Below are 15,616 nucleotides of genomic sequence, written 5' to 3'. Positions count from 1 at the left end.
ATATTGATAAATTTAATTTTAATAAAATCATCAAGTTACGATTAACGACACTTCCGTCACTTTTATTTTGACGTAATAACTGAGAATTAAATCACAATCTTTTCAAAGGATTTCATAAAATCGTGTCGTTGATAGAGAGAAAGGTTTAACAGTTTGTTCGTGTTGTTATACTTTTCGTATAAACAACGTGACATCGTTCTCAAAAAAAACCGTTAAAAAACTCCGTCAAAACCCTTTTTAACGAGTTTATGTCTTTCTAAAGGAGCTTTCTTTGCGCACATTCTTGTACCTTACGTTACTCACACTTGCCTTTTCAGCCAAGCAAGCGGTCGCCGAACCTCTTTATTGGCAAGCTAAAAAGGATGATCTGACGCTTACTATCTTAGGTTCTGTGCACGTTGGGGATGAGAGCATGTACCCGCTTCCCGTACAGATCACTGACACGCTAAAAGAGAGCGACGGATTAATTGTCGAGACGGATATAAGAAAGACAGAAGGCGTGGCGTATCCCACGACCACAGTGACCACGGGTGATGTATTAAGCGAAGATCAACAACAGTTATTAACAAGTATTTCCAAATCTTTGGGTATGTCGACACAACAACTACTGAGCTCCCCACCTTGGGCAACATCTCTGTCGATACAAATGCAGCAGTTAAAGAACCTTGGTTACGGCTCAGCGGGCGGTGTAGACGCAACACTAGCCTATAAAGCAACAATCGCGGATGTTCCCGTCATCAGCTTAGAGGCTCTACAATTTCAAATAGACCTCATCGCAGGGCAGAAAGATTCCGGTAAAGAATGGCTAGTCAGTAGTCTTGAAGAATTTGACCAAACTGATTCTGTGGTTCACTGCCTAATTGAAAGTTGGAAAGCGGGTGATGTAACCAAGCTTGAGGAGTTTGCAGAGCTTTCTGAAATGCCAACAGAGCTTGAGAAAGCATTCCTAACGGATCGCAATATCGACTGGGCAAACAAGCTATCAGCCAAAGATTGGAAACTCGACTCAAAGGGAGACTACGTACTGGTCGTCGGCACTTTACACCTGATTGGCGAAGGCAACCTTTTGCAGTTACTAGAAGAGAAAGGGTTCAATGTCACTCAACAATCACAAAGCCAACAAGCTCAGTGTCAATTTGAGGTTAGTGATGACAGCTAGCTCAATTCGATGCCATGACTTTCTCATAATATAGCCATTACCTAATAACAGAATCATTACATTTAATAGCACCATAACGGTGCTATTATCTTTCGCTCTTTTTATATACGGTGTTGTTCTCATGAAACCAGTACTCTTCGCTTTACCTTTAGCCCTCGCGATTTTGATGCCCACGGTAGCGTCTGCCAAAGAAACTTGTACGATCGAACAATTCCAACCAATAGACATTCAGCCTGATACCAAAGGCGGCGTGCTAGATAAAGAAAGCGGACAGTTTCTGATTACTGAGAAGCCACCAATGCGATGCGCGAATATTACGTTCACGACGTCTACAACACGCAACCGTATCGCAAGCCAAATGAATAGTAATTTTGAAGCAAGCTTTTACGATGGCAAGACGGGTAACTCACACTCGGTGACTTTTAACGAAGATGAAGTACAGGCAGGTTACATTCGAATTGGTCCAAATAACCCTGTTGAAGCGTATGTTTGCTTTGTTACCTCTGAGACGCCAATCAAGAACATCACTTGTGATGTGAAATAGAACATTTGAGTGGTTGAAAAAAACAGGGCTAAGGGAAAAATCCGTTTTCCGCATAGCCCTATTTTGCTGCTTACTCAGTTGACTAAAGGATGTCAGTGTCCGCGGCTAAGTAGCGGGCGATAATTGGATGTCTAATTGCATCAGGGTCACCTGGTGACCACATCCCACGTTTCATTCCCTTAACGATTAAGTGAATCACTGCCGCATCTATGGCTGACATTACCGCGATATTTACCGGCTCATTTTGGCTATAACCCATCTCAACTTCGAGTAACTCTTTGTAATCAACAAATCGAAAAGCACCGAAGCCAATTTCATGTGAGGAAATGGTTTTGGATGTCGTAACGCTAAGCAAAACTTGCCCTGTTCTTACATCAACGGCTCTTAAGTTAACCGTCACTTGATCGGTTCTATACTGCCCTGAGCCACCAATGCCAAGATACTTCGCACCAGCCCCACCTGTAACAATATTAGAATCATAAGCAACAATACCGCCTTCAATAACGATATTCGCAGAGCTCAACGATGTTAAATCGGCTCCGTGATTGTTCACTACCTTGTCTTTTTTCTGAGCAGCACGAATGATCTTACGTTCCGTCAACAAGTTCTGGAGCCCTTCACGCTCTAGAGGAACAAACCATTGGGAATCTATCAATGCCGTGGTTAGTAAAGACGTTCCACCTTGTGGTACCGCTGTCGAAAAGTTACTGTTTGGCTGAGGTTTATACTGTCCCGTTTGATCTCTAAAATCATAAACCGAAACAAGTATTTTACCGCGAGGCTGAGGTAATGAGATCAGGTCCGTATAAGTCGATCCTCTCGGCATCAACTTTGGCGTTTCAGAAGTCTCTGGAATTTGCATAGAGTAAGTGCACCCTCCCAACACAAAGGTCAAGAAGACGATAATGATCGATTTCATAACACAATCCTTGTGATTAGAGGTCGGGGTTTAATCCAGAGACACTGATTTCTGTCGATTCCCCAGTCTCTTTATCGACGATTTGAACCAACAAAGTCCCGGAATCATCCACAATATTCAGGAAAAAATCATCAGTTTCCAACTGTCCCGTGTTTCCATTACCCACGTCAGCAAGCAATTGACTAATTAAACGGGACTCTAAACTCGAAGCTAGACGATCTAACGCAGACTCTTGTTCATCAAAGATATCCCTAGCATTAGGGTCTTCAAAATCATTGATGGCATTAGCGTGATTAAAAAGGTGAGAGCTGTTTAAAGCATTTCCGCCAAAACTTGGGTTTACGGGCGTGTAAACTAACTCGCTCGAGTAAACCGAAGGCGAAGCGAGCAACACAATAAGCACAGCCTTTCTGAAAAATATCGACATCCTTGGCTCCTTAAAATTCATCATGGTCTAGATCGTAAGTGTCCTGAAAGATCCGTTCAGCTTGCCATCGGATGATGTAATTACCAACCACTCGTGTTGCATCGGCAGCGCGTTCTTTCGCTTGTCTACGACCAGGGGACAACGCCGTACGGAAGATCGGTTTTCTAGAGTGTTGAACCTCTATGATGCTTCCTGATAACGCCGTTGGCCTTTCTTTTACCGTCAAATTTTCCTTAAGGTCGGGATAACTATCATTGAGCGATTGCGAGAAGAAAAAATAAAAATCCTCTCCCAACCGCGTAATGGTTCTGTCCACAATGATTCCATCGACTTCACTGAAGTCATTGAATTTTTCCTTAAGATTATTTGTCGAATCCTCAAGTTTTTGTCCATTTTCTAAAGGAGCAGCATTTTCAAGACCATGACTCTTTTCTTCTGCATGAAGAGCAAAGGAAAGCAGAGTTATTGTAAGCAGCTTGATTTTCATATGTGCTCCCATTCAAAGTCCATTTACAAAATGAGAATTTGATTCGTTGAAACTGAATAAAGCGTAATTCATGCTTACAGTGGCATATATAAACTTTCGAATTAATTACTGAAGGGAATTGATTAACTAAGGTTTGTAGGAATCGGTCAAATACTAATTAAATTTCATATGAACAACTAAATATTTTCAACTTTAAGTTTATAGCTGTTCGTAAATTCAAGGCCTAGGATTTCGATAAGACAAAGGTTCACTCATTCCCTACGCAGTTTATTTTCGTAGGGATCATAATCACGAACACTTTAAGGTAAAGATGATGGTAATTGGGAAAGCATCACTTATCAGCTTAACTTGTTTATATTTTTTATCAGGAGGTTTTAATAATGCTATCGCGTCAGATATAGAAGGGGATTTTTTACATAATGTTAATCAAGATATAGTCAATGATTATAATTATTTAGAAAGCTTTTCTTCTGGAGATTTAGATAATTATTCAGAATTAAATATATCTAATGCTACTGATTCAATAGCAATAATAAAGCAACGCAGTCCTGGTATTACCGCGAACAACAGAGCGAAGATAACACAAAGCGGAAGTTCTAACTCCGCATACATTGGTCAAACAGGGCGCAATAATATCGCCTTAATAGACCAGAATGGTTCAAATAACGATGCCGCAATTGGGCAACTCGGAGTAAATTCTGAAGCGCTTATTTCCCAAGACGGGAATAACAATTTAGCAGTTATCGGACAAGCTAACTTCTCAAGACAGAGTAGTCAGCTGAGCATTGACCAAAAAGGCAATGGCAATACTGCTTATTTGGTTGGTTCTGGAAGAAGTAATTTAGGAATTTCTCAAGACGGCAATGACTTTGCTTTAGTGAAAGCGTCTAGCTCAATGAGAATCTACATCAATCAAGCAAATTAGCGCGCAGTATGGAAGCTTGATTCAAGTTACTTTGTATTAAGTAACAACAACGTCGACATGGAAATGTATAAGGATACAACTTATGAAACTTACGCAAATTGGAATTATAGTCGGTGCCATTATTGGTTTTAACGCAGCTAACGCAGATCCGCTTCCAACTTCAGCCCCAGAGCCAGGCCCTGGTGTTAAAGAAGGTACGACAGATCTTGGTATTGCAGGCAAAGTAGCAGCTATTGAGCCCTTAGCTATGGATAATACTGCTGTTTGGCAAATGGGTAATGGCGATCAAGCGAATGTGCTTATCAATCAAAATACATCAGGAGTGACAGATGGCCATGTTGCACTCGTGAACACACATGCGAGTTACAAGTCTGATGTAGTAATTGAACAAAGTGGTAACCTCAATGAAGCACATGCCAAAATACGTGGTGTAAGAAATAATGCTCTGATTGATCAAGACGGTTTACACAACCAAGCTAGAGTTAAAGTACAGCGTGGAGGTCGACTAAATGATCTACGTGTCACTCAAATGGGCGATGAAAACATTTCAGTCGTAAAAGCTAAGGGCGGTGCCGACCGAAACGAAGCTGACGTTTATATCAACGGTAACTCCAACACTACTTACACTGAGTTTAGTAATGGCAGTGTAGATAGAAATGACGTTGCTATCGACATTTGGGGTGACGGAAACTATGTCGAGACTATCGTTAATACAGATGTAGGTGGTGGTGACCGAAATGATGTCGATATCGATCTAATGAACAGTAACGATAACCGTATATTTACGTTACAAACGGGCTCTTATTCAAATGCAACTGTTGATTTAACCAACAGTAACATGAACCAACTTATGGTTGAGCAAACTTCTTATGATAATGCCGTTGTTTTAGGTAACGGTGCTAACGGGAACGTTGGTCTTATTTACCAAAACTAATATGAGACTTCATACTTTTATTAAAACGGCGCTGGTCGCCGTTTTATTTATTTCTTATCATTTAAATGGATTTTCTTCCGATTTAAATCCAGTGCAGTGCCAGATAAAAAATAACAACCTTATGCTCACAGTTAATAACAGTATGGTATCTTCATTTACGGTAAGTACCAGAACTGACTCTAGTTTCAAGCAAAATACAAGCAGCGGTACAACGAAATTGATTCTTAATATAAACCAATTCCCTGCAGTTATAAAATTCCATCCAAATAAGGGGGTATGGAAAATCCATAAAGATTGTAAAATCAATCAGATAAAAAATAAAACTCCCTAATCATTCCCCTTCACTTAAAGTATTAATTTACCTTCTGCAATACTATTAAATTAATTACATAATCTTGGTGAATATTTAACCTTGAAAGTTAGCAAAATAACAATACGTGCTATAAACTATATAACCTATAGTTCAAGTAATGAATTGAGAAAAGGAGTTCCACATGGCTAAGCAGGAGGCTCACAACGCCATTTTACTTGCGGAAAACAATTTACAATCAATACTACTTAAAGAGTCTATCGAGCAGAAAGTTAACTTAAACATAAAACTCATCTCACCCGAAAGGATCAACATTAAATCCTTTAAAAACGAAGACTTAGTACTGATTATTATTGATTTCCCAACGATGAGTAAACAGTACATTGGGAAGTACCAAGAGCTAAGAAATGAAGCAGAAAGTGACGTACATGAAGTGTTACTCAATACACCAAACGACTTTTCACATTCTCAAATGCTTAAATGGCAATACCTCGTCGGTATTTTTTACACTTCAGACACACTTGAAAAGCTTGTGGCTGGCTTTAACTGCATTCTACAGGGTGAAATGTGGGTGAGCAGAAAGTTGATCTATAAATACATCCGGTTTTATAGAGATAGACAATGCGCAAAAACCAGCCCCCACTACCTCAAACTGACAAAACGCGAACAGCAGATAATTAAATTGCTTGGAGATGGGGCGTCTAACACCCAGATAGCTGACACGCTTTACGTCAGTGAGAATACGGTCAAAGCACACCTTCACAATACATTCAAAAAAATCAAAGTGAAGAACCGCTTACAAGCTCTGATTTGGGTGAAGAATAATATTGCAACGAGTGAGTTCGTTTAATCGAAGCAGGTGAAAACTTAGATACTACTGGTATTCAATCGAAGCCGCTGTAAACCAGAATGAGCAAGCCATTGCTCCTCTCTATCATAAGGCGCGTTACGATTTTCTTCAATGCGCTCAGCGGAGAGCCTATTTTTGATGTCATGCCCCCCTTAAGCCCTTCTCGCTCACCAGTTAACAACTATCCCGAAATGCAAAAAAACCATAGCCCCGTCTATCGCATAACAAGGCTACGGCTTTCTTTAATGTAATCGGTGAAGAGCTTATTTTGAACATCAAGCGAACCCCACTTAGGTTCAAATCCTATTTTCAATACCCTTAAACGACGAAAGCCTGCTCAATGAGCAGGCTTTCTAAATCTTGGTCGGTTAAGCAGGGATTCGACGCGGCTGGGCTTCCATCGGACTGGCGCACCAGCCCCCACCCACATGTCCCAAACCAGATAGAAACCAAAGGGTTCAAATGCAAAAAAGCCGTAGCATTTCTGCTACGGCTTTCTTTAATGTGGTCGGTGAAGAGGGATTCGAACCCCCGACCCTCTGGTCCCAAACCAGATGCGCTACCAAGCTGCGCTATTCACCGAGATATCTAACTGGCTGATTGCCTGTCGATGGAGCGTATAATACGGATTCTGAATTTATCCGCAAGGGCTTTTTTCACTCTTTTTTACAATATCGAATCGTTCGAACAAAAGACGTACAACCTAACGGCGAATGTGACGAAAAACACACACTCGCCAACAAGTATTTAACTTATGAAACAGGATTGATCCAGATCAGTGAATTGATAACGCTACTTAATACACTAAGCCATGTCATATAACTTTGAGGTATACACATGGACTTTTGGCTAGAACTCCTATTTGGTAATGCAGTGGGGCTATCTTCAATGATAGTAATATTCGGGGCTCTGGGTCTCATGATGTTTTATGGAGGCTTCTTCATATACAAAGTTATGACTGAAAAATCTCCTCACTAGTATCGCTCAGCCTAAATCATTTACTTTTAAGTATCATTTTATTGATCAATAAATGTTAAAACGCTTTGCACCGGAGTTGACTTCTCTTGTCTCCTCCGGTTTTTTCATTTTTAAACCCAGCCACAACTTAGGTATACTTACCCTATCCTTCTACAACTTGAGATGAACACCATGTCTCATGATGACGACTTAGATCTATTCCAAGAAATGATGGGCGATGTGAAACGTATCGACCATGACACCGCTGAGCACCAAAAAGTGCATCGAGTTACCGAGTCTCAACTTGCAAAGCGTGAGGCGGCTATGTGGCTGTCTGAGGACGAAAAAGATTACCTCTCTCTCGACTACTCTCCAATGCTGAAACCGGATGACGTTATTGCGGATAAAAAAGATGGCGTTCAAGAAGGCGTATACAAAAAACTGCGCTTAGGTAAATATCCGATTCAAGCTAAACTCGATCTCCACAGGAAAACATTGAAAGATGCTCGAAACGAAGTGCTTTCGTTTTTACGCCAATGTTTAAGAATGGATGTGCGCACCGTTATTATTGTTCACGGCAAAGGTGAACGCTCAAATCCACCAGCTATGATGAAAAGCTATGTGGCCAATTGGTTATCGCAAATTAATGATGTTCAATGTGTTCACTCAGCGCAGCAATTTCATGGTGGTACTGGAGCCGTTTACGTCATGCTCAGAAAGAGTAACGACAAAAAACTAGAGAATAGAGAGCGTCATCAAAAACGGACTCGCTAAATCATCAGAAGCTTAGTGAAAAAAGACCATCGTCTTCGAACATTCAGCTAAGCACATTGAACACCACAATTGATATTTGGTGCCGAAAATAGATATTTAGTGCCGAAGCCCACACTAGGTGTTAAAATTGCTTCAGTTAACGAATTAAAACGTAAAAGCAACTCTCCATAGTTGCTTTTTGTTTATCTATATTTCCGTTGTGAAACGCTAAGAGAATATCATGTCACAAGAATCCCAAGCTAAACGCCTTAATAAATACATCAGTGAAACTGGGTTTTGTTCACGTCGTGAAGCAGACAAACTGATCGATGCAGGCCGAGTTACTATTAATGGCAAGATCCCTGAGATGGGAACGAAAGTATTGCCAGGTGATGATGTTGAGATCGACAACAAGCCAGTACGTTCAAAAGAAAAGCCTATCTACATTGCCCTCAATAAACCGACCGGCATCACCTGTACTACTGAACGTGATATTCCTGGCAACATCGTCGACTTCATTGGCCACCACAAGCGTATCTTCCCTATTGGTCGCCTAGATAAGCCCTCTGATGGCCTTATCTTCTTGACCAACGATGGCGATATCGTGAATAAGATTCTGCGTGCCGGTAACAATCACGAAAAAGAGTACGTGGTTCGTGTAGATAAACCAATTACGACGGAATTCTTGAAGAAAATGGCTTCTGGTGTTCCTATTTTGGATACCGTTACCTTGCCGTGTAATGTCGAAAAAGAGACTAAATTCTCATTCCGAATTACGCTAACTCAAGGCCTTAACCGTCAGATCCGCCGTATGTGTGAAGCGTTAGGCTATGAAGTATTCAAACTACGTCGTGTTCGTATTATGAACATCTCACTTGATGGCATTCCAAACGGAAAGTGGCGCTACCTGAGTGAAGAAGAAATCGCAGAGATATTAGCGATGTGCGAAGGTTCAGTGAGTACTGAAGATGCATCAAAAATGAACGCAAAAGGTCAGCGAATTCGCAAGGCAACCGATGCTAAGTTATTTGATAGCCGTGAGGAAAATCAAACCTCAACAGCGCGCCGTAATCAAAACGAGAACCGTACTCGCACTTACCGCGGTAACAATGCGGATGAATTCCGTCATGCGCCAAACTCGAAGCGTGGTCGTAATTCGTCGAATAGTGAAAGCGGCGGCAACACCGAGAACTGGAAATCGAACTCTCGTTCAGAGCGTTCAAACTCAGATCGAAACAGCTCGGATCGCAATCGTACAGACCGCGACAATAACGATCGTAGAAGCGGTAAGCCAGCAAACCGTAGTCAAGATTCAAACAGACCAAATAAGCCAGCAGCAAAACGCGTTGGTGGTACATTGGGCCTGAAGAAGTAATCAGAATCAGTAAGACGAGACACTCGATATAAGAACGCCCGCTAGATTAGTCTAGCGGGCGTTCTTGTTTGTCATTCGATAGTTTTATCATCATGACGACGACAATCTATAAACATAGATCAGCAAACTGGCCGCGAGTCAGCATCGCTAAGTCTTTTGGATCTAACTCAATTTCTAGCCCTCGCTTCCCTGCACTCACACATATCGTTTCAAAACTGGTAGCGCTGGAATGGACAAAAGTAGGTAATACTTTTTTCTGACCAAGCGGACTGATTCCACCCACAACATAACCTGTGGTTTTCTGTGCAATATCAGGATTGGCCATCTCTGCTTTTTTACCTTTCGCCGCTTTAGCCGCAAGCTTAAGGTTTAGCTTCTGATCGACAGGAATAACAGCCACAGCCAAATCTTTAGCGACGCCGTTCAAACAAAATAATAGCGTTTTGAACACGCGTTTGGGATCCTGCCCCAGAGCTTCAACCGCCTCTAACCCATAGTTGGTATTGTTTGCATCATGATGATACTGATGCACGGTATGAGCGATTTTCTTTTTCTTGGCAAGATTGATTGCAGGGGTCATAAAAAATCCAAACGATAGATAAACAAAAAGCGACGCCTAGGCGTCGCTTTAGTTAAATTTATCATGGTGCTAGAGTCAATCTAATTTAGCACCTAATGATTCAATTAACTGGGTTCAGTTACTTGTAAACCATTTGACCAGACGGTGCGTACTTGTTCACGTCAACCGGGCTGTTCGCTTCTAGGTACTCTTTCAGTACTTCAGCATCAACAAAACCAGTATTTACGTAACCTGGGTGGTCAGACAGTTTAGGGTAACCGTCACCACCAGCCGCGTTGAAACTTGGCACTGTGAAGCGGTATGTTTCGTCTAAACGAAGCTGTTTACCACCGATGAATACGTTCGATACTTCACCGTTCGTCACTGTCATTGAAATGCCAGCGAACTGAGCGTAAGCACCAGAATCGATTGGTTTCGTCGCCACAACATTTAGGTAATCTAGAACTTCTTTACCTGTCATGTCTGTGTAAGTCAGGATGTTTGCAAAAGGTTGTACCTTCAGTACATCTTTGTAAGTCACGTTGCCCGCTTCAATTGAGTCACGAACACCACCAGAGTTCATCACAGCGAAGTCTGCTTGTGCACGCTCCATGTGAGAAGTTGCAATCAAACGACCTAGGTTAGTTTGTTGGAAACGAACCACGTTACGATCGCCTTCAAGCTTGCCATTTGTCTCAGCAATTTGAACTTCTAGCTGTGCTTGACCTTGCTCTTGGAAAGGACGTAGGAATTCAAGTAGCTCTGGATCTTGTGCGATTTCATCTTGAATAAGAACGCGTTGCTTCTTACCGTCAATCTTAACTTTCTTCTTAAGGTTAACTGGAACCAGATCGTAGCTCACCATCTCTAGTTCGCCGTTACGGAATTCGTAATCAGCACGACCTACGTACTTGCCCCACTCGTGAGCTTGAACGATATAAGTACCGTTCTGTACGTCTGGTTTACACTCATCACCCGGTTTGAAGTTTTTCTTCGCAACGTTAGGGCCTTCCATACATACAGGCTCTTGAGAGTGACCACCAACGATCATGTCTAGATCGCCTTCGTTTAGGTAACGAGCAAGTGCTACATCACCCGGTGCGTTAACACCACGTTGGCCGTTTTCGTAGTGACCCATGTGAGTCACAGCGAAGATTAAGTCTGGCTTCTCTGTTTCTTTAAGTTCAGCGATCAGCTTCTTCGCTTCTTCTTTAGGGTCGCGGAAGTCAATGCTCGCGATGAACTCAGGGTTACCGATTTTTGCCGTATCTTCAGTTGTTAAACCGATAACCGCAATCTTGATACCTTGCTTTTCAAACATCTCGTAAGCTTGGAACTTGCGTTCGCCAGTTGCTTTGTCGTAGATGTTTGCAGATAGCATTGGGAAGTTAGCCCAGTCGATCTGCTTTTGTAGTACGTCTAATGAGTTATCAAACTCGTGGTTACCCAATGCCATTGCATCGTAACCAATTTTATTCATACCTTTGAAATCAGGTTCTGCATCTTGAAGATCTGACTCTGGCACACCAGTGTTGATATCACCACCAGATAGAAGCAACACGCTACCGCCTTCTGCTTCAACTTCAGCACGAAGTTGATCAACAAGCGTTTTACGCGCAGACATGCCGTATTCACCGTATTTGTTCTGCCAAAAGCGACCATGGTTGTCGTTAGTGTGTAGAACCGTTAGCTTGTAAGTTTCGTCTTGGTTCCAATCTTGAGTTGATTGAGACGCACACCCAGCTAGAGTAGCTAGGATTGCAGCACTTAGTGCTGTCTTTAGAATAAGGCGTTGCTTCATTGTCATACCTTTGAACTTTTTAGGGGAATCCACTGCTTTTTATGATCTATTGCGACCCCTTATTTGGAGTTCGAACAATAAGACTTCACATCACTTATCTTAAATTAACATTTCAGATGTAACATGATGATTTCATATTTATGTCGAATTGGTCACGCATAGTTCAGCAGTTAAGTGTAACAAAATTATGAGATTACACTCAAACTTCCCCTGCATCACAAGCAATCGTTTACTTACAAAGTGTGATGAACATCAGTAATTTACTGCAAACAGGACTGACCTCACACTCATATACGAGTTTCTTAGGTAACAACCCGCCTCGTTAACAACTCTTTAAATGAACGGTTTATGTTCGGCTGCTTTTACGAGATAAAAAAAGCCCAATTCAAAGAACTGGGCTTTCTTAAATCAACTTTTGTTAAATAACGTTTCCGTTACTTCACATCCATCTCAATTATTTAATATCGATATGCTCAAAGCCTTTGATAAGATCATCAAGTGCCTTCATCTGCTTCAAGAACGGCTCTAGCTTATCTAGTGGTAGAGCTGATGGGCCATCACAACGCGCTTGATCTGGGTTCGGGTGTGCTTCAAGGAATAGACCAGCAATTCCAGTAGCAATACCCGCTTTAGCAAGCTCAACAGTTTGCTCACGACGACCGCCAGATGCAGCACCTGATGGGTCACGCATTTGAAGCGCGTGAGTCACATCAAAGATGATTGGGCTGCCGTTTGATGATTTTTTCATTACACCAAAACCAAGCATATCAACAACTAAGTTGTCGTAACCCATGCAAGAACCACGTTCACAAAGAATGATGTTCTCGTTGCCGCACTCAGCGAACTTATCAACGATGTTACCTACTTGATCCGGGCTCATGAACTGAGGCTTCTTCACATTGATAACTGCGCCAGTCTTAGCCATTGCTTCAACAAGGTCAGTTTGGCGAGCAAGGAACGCAGGAAGCTGGATTACATCAACTACATCAGCAACAGGCTGAGCTTGCGCTTCAGTGTGAATATCAGTGATGATCTTCACACCAAAGGTATCTTTCAGCTCTTGGAAGATTTTAAGACCTTCTTCCATGCCAGGACCACGGTATGAGTGAACAGAGCTGCGGTTCGCTTTATCAAAAGACGCCTTAAATACATAAGGGATGCCCAGCTTCTCTGTTACTTTCACGTAGTGCTCACAGATCTGCATAGCTAGATCGCGAGATTCAAGAACGTTCATGCCCGCAAATAGCGTAAATGGCTTATCGTTAGCAATTGGCATGTCGCCAATATGAACTATTTTCTGTTCCATCATATTCTCTCTAAATAATAATTAACTAGTGAACGACGACGGTTTTTTCCGTCATGACATTCACTTGAGATTTAAGTAACTCAGATGCAGGGTCATCTGGGCATTGATCAATAAAGTACTGATAATCGGTGGCGGCAATCTGGTGACAATCCAGTTGCTGATAGATGAAGCCACGGTCACGGATTTCATACGGATCATCAGGCACAAACGTTAACGCAAGATCAGTACACTTCAATGCAAGCGTATAACGTTCTTCTCTCAGCAATGCACTTTTCAATAAAGCCAACCACTTACCAATAATGGTTGGGTGGTCTGCGACTTTCAAATGCTCACTTTTCAGCTTAGCCAATGGGCCATCATGGCCAATTAACCATGCTCGCAATGTTTGCTGACCAACATACTCGCCATTGTAAGGATTAATATAGACCGGAGTTTGACCATACCAACTGACTTTAAGCAGAAACTGAGTCGGAAAAGAGACACCCTCTACAGGAAAGCCTAGCTTGCGTCCTAGAAAAAGGAAGATTGCCCCAAGACTGACTGGGATCCCTTTCTTTCTCTCAAGTACTTTATCGATAAACGCGTTTTCCGATGAGAAGTAAGCGTCTTTATCGCCTGCGAAGCCCCACTCGTAAAAGAATAGTCGAATAAAAGATTCAAACTTCTGTTGCTCGTCGGTTTCATTAACTAACGCAAACTCAGCGTCTTTTAATAATCTTGCGAGCTCTTGCTCTGCCCAGCTATCTTGAGTTTCAGGGTCAATGGCCTTGTTTAAGATCAATGCGCCTTCAGCAAGTTCTAGCTGATCAAAGTCTTCATCAAAAAATTCGTACATACGTCATTAACCGAAAAATGTTGGAGTCTTTGTCATTGCGATTTTGCCTGCCATTGCTAGCCAGCCTAGAGCGCCAAAGAATGAGAAAACTCTCAATAGCTTGTTCTTACCTAACTTAAGCGCAAAGAAGCCCAATGCGATGTAAGCCATTACACAGGTTAGTTTTTCAGTTAACCATGGTGCCGCTGGTGTAAAGGGAATAAAGCCAGTAATAAAAATCAAACCAATGCCCGATAGCAACAGTAGCGAGTCATTGATATGAGGGAAACGCTGCAAGAAAGGATGCTTAAGCTTCGGTGAGTTAGCCATCATCAGAGCGAACCGGATCGAAAGAAGTAGCGCGCTTATAGCAATCGTGAGTAGGTGAAAATGTTTTAAACCTTCGTACATGGTATTCCTTTATATTTTTATATGTGCTTTCGTTAACACGAGCCACACAATACCCGTTAATGCTCTGTATTTCTGCGTTAAATCTCTGTATTTCTACGTTAAATGCATTATCGAGTTAAGTATATTGTCGAGTTAAAGGTATCAATTTAGCCAGTTCATCATCTATTGATCACAAGGTGATTAACAGCAGCCTATGAGCAACCACTGTCTATGAATAGTAACGACCCAATGTCACTCGGTCATTATCACCGTAATCTTTTTCTGTAACCACATCCAAGTAGCCCAGTTGTTGCATTATCTCACGTACCGCCAAGCCTTGGTCATAGCCGTGTTCAAATGCCAACCAACCCTCGTTTTCTAAAAAGCGTCGTGCGTTTTCAGAAATGTATCGAATATCAGCTAAACCTTTCTCTTCAGCTACTAACGCTGTGATCGGTTCAAAACGCACATCGCCTTGAGATAAATGAGGGTCATTCTTCTCAATATAAGGTGGGTTCGAGACAATCAACGAAAACTTTACCGCTTCTTCTTCAGAATTCACCGAGTTCAAAGGTTCAAACCAACTGCCATGTAAAAAAGTGGCGTTAGTGATATTTAATCGCTGAGCGTTTTCTGTCGCAAGTTGCTGCGCTTCCGGACGAAGATCAATACCCGTCACTGGTCGGTTCGGCATCTCAGACGCCAATGCCAAAGCAATCGCACCTGTACCCGTTCCTAAATCGAGAATCGCACCTTGCTTGCCATACGTTTTGTCTAACGCCACTTCAACCAAACGTTCCGTATCTGGACGTGGGATTAAAGTAGAAGGAGAGACTTTTAACGGCAGTGACCAAAACTCACGTTCACCGACAATATAAGCCACTGGCTCACCGGTTAAACGACGTTTTAGAAGGGTATGAAATTCGAATTCTTGTTCTGAAGTGAGATGCTTCTCAGGCCAAGTTAGTAGGTAAGATCTAGGTTTATCTAAAGCGTGACAAAGCAGTACCGCAGCATCAATCGAGGGCGATGTGGTATCGCCCTCTTGAAGCTGTACGATTGCTGACTTTAAAGCACTTTCAACCGTATATGCTGACTGCATAGTA

17 protein-coding genes and 1 tRNA gene are annotated in these 15,616 nt (G+C 42.0%); 8 read left to right on the top strand and 10 right to left on the bottom strand.

The features are described 5' to 3' along the window. The first annotated feature begins 271 nt into the window (after positions 1 to 271). Positions 272 to 1,159, top strand: a complete 888-nt coding sequence (locus QUF19_RS03950; protein ID WP_286296218.1) for a TraB/GumN family protein — start codon at positions 272 to 274, stop codon at positions 1,157 to 1,159. Positions 1,160 to 1,280: 121 nt separating this feature from the next. Continuing rightward, complete coding sequence (locus tag QUF19_RS03945; RefSeq protein WP_286296216.1) at positions 1,281 to 1,703, top strand: hypothetical protein; 423 nt, start codon at positions 1,281 to 1,283, stop codon at positions 1,701 to 1,703. Between the two features lie 82 nt (positions 1,704 to 1,785). Here QUF19_RS03945 and QUF19_RS03940 read toward each other — a convergent pair whose 3' ends face one another. Genes QUF19_RS03940 through QUF19_RS03930 form a run of 3 tightly spaced genes read right to left on the bottom strand, consistent with a single transcriptional unit; the run spans position 1,786 to position 3,536 of the window. After that, a complete protein-coding gene (locus QUF19_RS03940; RefSeq protein WP_065682160.1) occupies positions 1,786 to 2,622 on the bottom strand; it encodes a CsgG/HfaB family protein in 837 nt (278 codons plus the stop codon). 16 nt (positions 2,623 to 2,638) lie between these two features. Then, positions 2,639 to 3,049, bottom strand: coding sequence for a curli assembly protein CsgF (locus QUF19_RS03935; RefSeq protein WP_102308206.1), 411 nt, complete (start codon positions 3,047 to 3,049; stop codon positions 2,639 to 2,641). 10 nt (positions 3,050 to 3,059) lie between these two features. Further along, positions 3,060 to 3,536 (bottom strand): curli production assembly/transport protein CsgE, encoded by a 477-nt coding sequence (locus QUF19_RS03930; protein WP_017064155.1) that lies wholly within the window; start codon positions 3,534 to 3,536, stop codon positions 3,060 to 3,062. Between the two features lie 313 nt (positions 3,537 to 3,849). Here QUF19_RS03930 and QUF19_RS03925 point away from each other — a divergent pair, with 313 nt between their 5' ends. From QUF19_RS03925 to QUF19_RS03915, 3 genes are all read left to right on the top strand, one after another. Beyond that, the gene (locus QUF19_RS03925) at positions 3,850 to 4,461 is read left to right on the top strand and encodes a hypothetical protein (protein ID WP_017110173.1); all 612 of its coding nucleotides are present in this window, start codon (positions 3,850 to 3,852) and stop codon (positions 4,459 to 4,461) included. A gap of 82 nt (positions 4,462 to 4,543) precedes the next feature. Continuing rightward, on the top strand, positions 4,544 to 5,395 hold the full coding sequence (locus QUF19_RS03920; protein ID WP_017110174.1) for a hypothetical protein: 852 nt from the start codon (positions 4,544 to 4,546) through the stop codon (positions 5,393 to 5,395). Positions 5,396 to 5,889: 494 nt separating this feature from the next. Continuing rightward, positions 5,890 to 6,555 carry a LuxR C-terminal-related transcriptional regulator gene (locus tag QUF19_RS03915; protein WP_017110176.1) on the top strand — a complete coding sequence of 222 codons (666 nt, stop codon included), beginning with the start codon at positions 5,890 to 5,892 and terminating at the stop codon, positions 6,553 to 6,555. A 505-nt stretch (positions 6,556 to 7,060) separates the two neighbouring features. Here QUF19_RS03915 and QUF19_RS03910 read toward each other — a convergent pair. Continuing rightward, positions 7,061 to 7,137 (bottom strand) — tRNA-Pro (locus QUF19_RS03910). A 255-nt stretch (positions 7,138 to 7,392) separates the two neighbouring features. Here QUF19_RS03910 and QUF19_RS03905 point away from each other — a divergent pair. From QUF19_RS03905 to rluF, 3 genes are all read left to right on the top strand, one after another. Then, positions 7,393 to 7,533 carry a DUF3149 domain-containing protein gene (locus QUF19_RS03905; RefSeq protein WP_004736246.1) on the top strand — a complete coding sequence of 47 codons (141 nt, stop codon included), beginning with the start codon at positions 7,393 to 7,395 and terminating at the stop codon, positions 7,531 to 7,533. 171 nt (positions 7,534 to 7,704) lie between these two features. Next, complete coding sequence (gene smrA / locus QUF19_RS03900) at positions 7,705 to 8,286, top strand: DNA endonuclease SmrA (protein ID WP_286296186.1); 582 nt, start codon at positions 7,705 to 7,707, stop codon at positions 8,284 to 8,286. Between the two features lie 220 nt (positions 8,287 to 8,506). Next, the gene (gene rluF / locus QUF19_RS03895) at positions 8,507 to 9,640 is read left to right on the top strand and encodes a 23S rRNA pseudouridine(2604) synthase RluF (RefSeq protein ID WP_065113422.1); all 1,134 of its coding nucleotides are present in this window, start codon (positions 8,507 to 8,509) and stop codon (positions 9,638 to 9,640) included. 106 nt (positions 9,641 to 9,746) lie between these two features. Here rluF and ybaK read toward each other — a convergent pair whose 3' ends face one another. The 6 genes from ybaK to prmC form a co-directional block, all read right to left on the bottom strand. Next, a complete protein-coding gene (gene ybaK / locus QUF19_RS03890) occupies positions 9,747 to 10,220 on the bottom strand; it encodes a Cys-tRNA(Pro) deacylase (RefSeq protein ID WP_102361617.1) in 474 nt (157 codons plus the stop codon). Positions 10,221 to 10,338: 118 nt separating this feature from the next. Continuing rightward, positions 10,339 to 12,000, bottom strand: a complete 1,662-nt coding sequence (ushA, locus tag QUF19_RS03885) for a bifunctional UDP-sugar hydrolase/5'-nucleotidase UshA (RefSeq protein WP_029225832.1) — start codon at positions 11,998 to 12,000, stop codon at positions 10,339 to 10,341. Between the two features lie 454 nt (positions 12,001 to 12,454). Continuing rightward, positions 12,455 to 13,309: a 3-deoxy-8-phosphooctulonate synthase gene (gene kdsA, locus QUF19_RS03880; RefSeq protein WP_171309284.1), complete on the bottom strand. Its 855-nt coding sequence runs from the start codon at positions 13,307 to 13,309 to the stop codon at positions 12,455 to 12,457. Positions 13,310 to 13,331: 22 nt separating this feature from the next. Further along, a complete protein-coding gene (locus QUF19_RS03875) occupies positions 13,332 to 14,141 on the bottom strand; it encodes a SirB1 family protein (protein WP_016791949.1) in 810 nt (269 codons plus the stop codon). Positions 14,142 to 14,147: 6 nt separating this feature from the next. Beyond that, positions 14,148 to 14,531 carry a SirB2 family protein gene (locus tag QUF19_RS03870; protein ID WP_009848726.1) on the bottom strand — a complete coding sequence of 128 codons (384 nt, stop codon included), beginning with the start codon at positions 14,529 to 14,531 and terminating at the stop codon, positions 14,148 to 14,150. A gap of 208 nt (positions 14,532 to 14,739) precedes the next feature. Beyond that, a complete protein-coding gene (gene prmC, locus QUF19_RS03865) occupies positions 14,740 to 15,612 on the bottom strand; it encodes a peptide chain release factor N(5)-glutamine methyltransferase (RefSeq protein WP_286296140.1) in 873 nt (290 codons plus the stop codon). Between the last annotated feature and the right edge of the window lie 4 nt (positions 15,613 to 15,616).

The sequence above is a fragment of the Vibrio sp. FE10 genome (assembly GCF_030297155.1).
Lineage (GTDB): Bacteria > Pseudomonadota > Gammaproteobacteria > Enterobacterales > Vibrionaceae > Vibrio > Vibrio apostichopi.
This window is presented reverse-complemented; position numbering and strand designations above follow the sequence as displayed.

Coding starts and splice junctions, on each gene's coding strand:
- QUF19_RS03935 (WP_102308206.1), bottom strand. CDS start 3,049: ATGTCGATATTTTTCAGAAAGGCTGTGCTTATTGTGTTGCTCGCTTCG.
- QUF19_RS03945 (WP_286296216.1), top strand. CDS start 1,281: ATGAAACCAGTACTCTTCGCTTTACCTTTAGCCCTCGCGATTTTGATG.
- QUF19_RS03915 (WP_017110176.1), top strand. CDS start 5,890: ATGGCTAAGCAGGAGGCTCACAACGCCATTTTACTTGCGGAAAACAAT.
- QUF19_RS03940 (WP_065682160.1), bottom strand. CDS start 2,622: ATGAAATCGATCATTATCGTCTTCTTGACCTTTGTGTTGGGAGGGTGC.
- QUF19_RS03925 (WP_017110173.1), top strand. CDS start 3,850: ATGGTAATTGGGAAAGCATCACTTATCAGCTTAACTTGTTTATATTTT.
- smrA (WP_286296186.1), top strand. CDS start 7,705: ATGTCTCATGATGACGACTTAGATCTATTCCAAGAAATGATGGGCGAT.
- QUF19_RS03875 (WP_016791949.1), bottom strand. CDS start 14,141: ATGTACGAATTTTTTGATGAAGACTTTGATCAGCTAGAACTTGCTGAA.
- QUF19_RS03905 (WP_004736246.1), top strand. CDS start 7,393: ATGGACTTTTGGCTAGAACTCCTATTTGGTAATGCAGTGGGGCTATCT.
- prmC (WP_286296140.1), bottom strand. CDS start 15,612: ATGCAGTCAGCATATACGGTTGAAAGTGCTTTAAAGTCAGCAATCGTA.
- QUF19_RS03870 (WP_009848726.1), bottom strand. CDS start 14,531: ATGTACGAAGGTTTAAAACATTTTCACCTACTCACGATTGCTATAAGC.
- ushA (WP_029225832.1), bottom strand. CDS start 12,000: ATGAAGCAACGCCTTATTCTAAAGACAGCACTAAGTGCTGCAATCCTA.
- rluF (WP_065113422.1), top strand. CDS start 8,507: ATGTCACAAGAATCCCAAGCTAAACGCCTTAATAAATACATCAGTGAA.
- kdsA (WP_171309284.1), bottom strand. CDS start 13,309: ATGATGGAACAGAAAATAGTTCATATTGGCGACATGCCAATTGCTAAC.
- QUF19_RS03930 (WP_017064155.1), bottom strand. CDS start 3,536: ATGAAAATCAAGCTGCTTACAATAACTCTGCTTTCCTTTGCTCTTCAT.
- ybaK (WP_102361617.1), bottom strand. CDS start 10,220: ATGACCCCTGCAATCAATCTTGCCAAGAAAAAGAAAATCGCTCATACC.
- QUF19_RS03920 (WP_017110174.1), top strand. CDS start 4,544: ATGAAACTTACGCAAATTGGAATTATAGTCGGTGCCATTATTGGTTTT.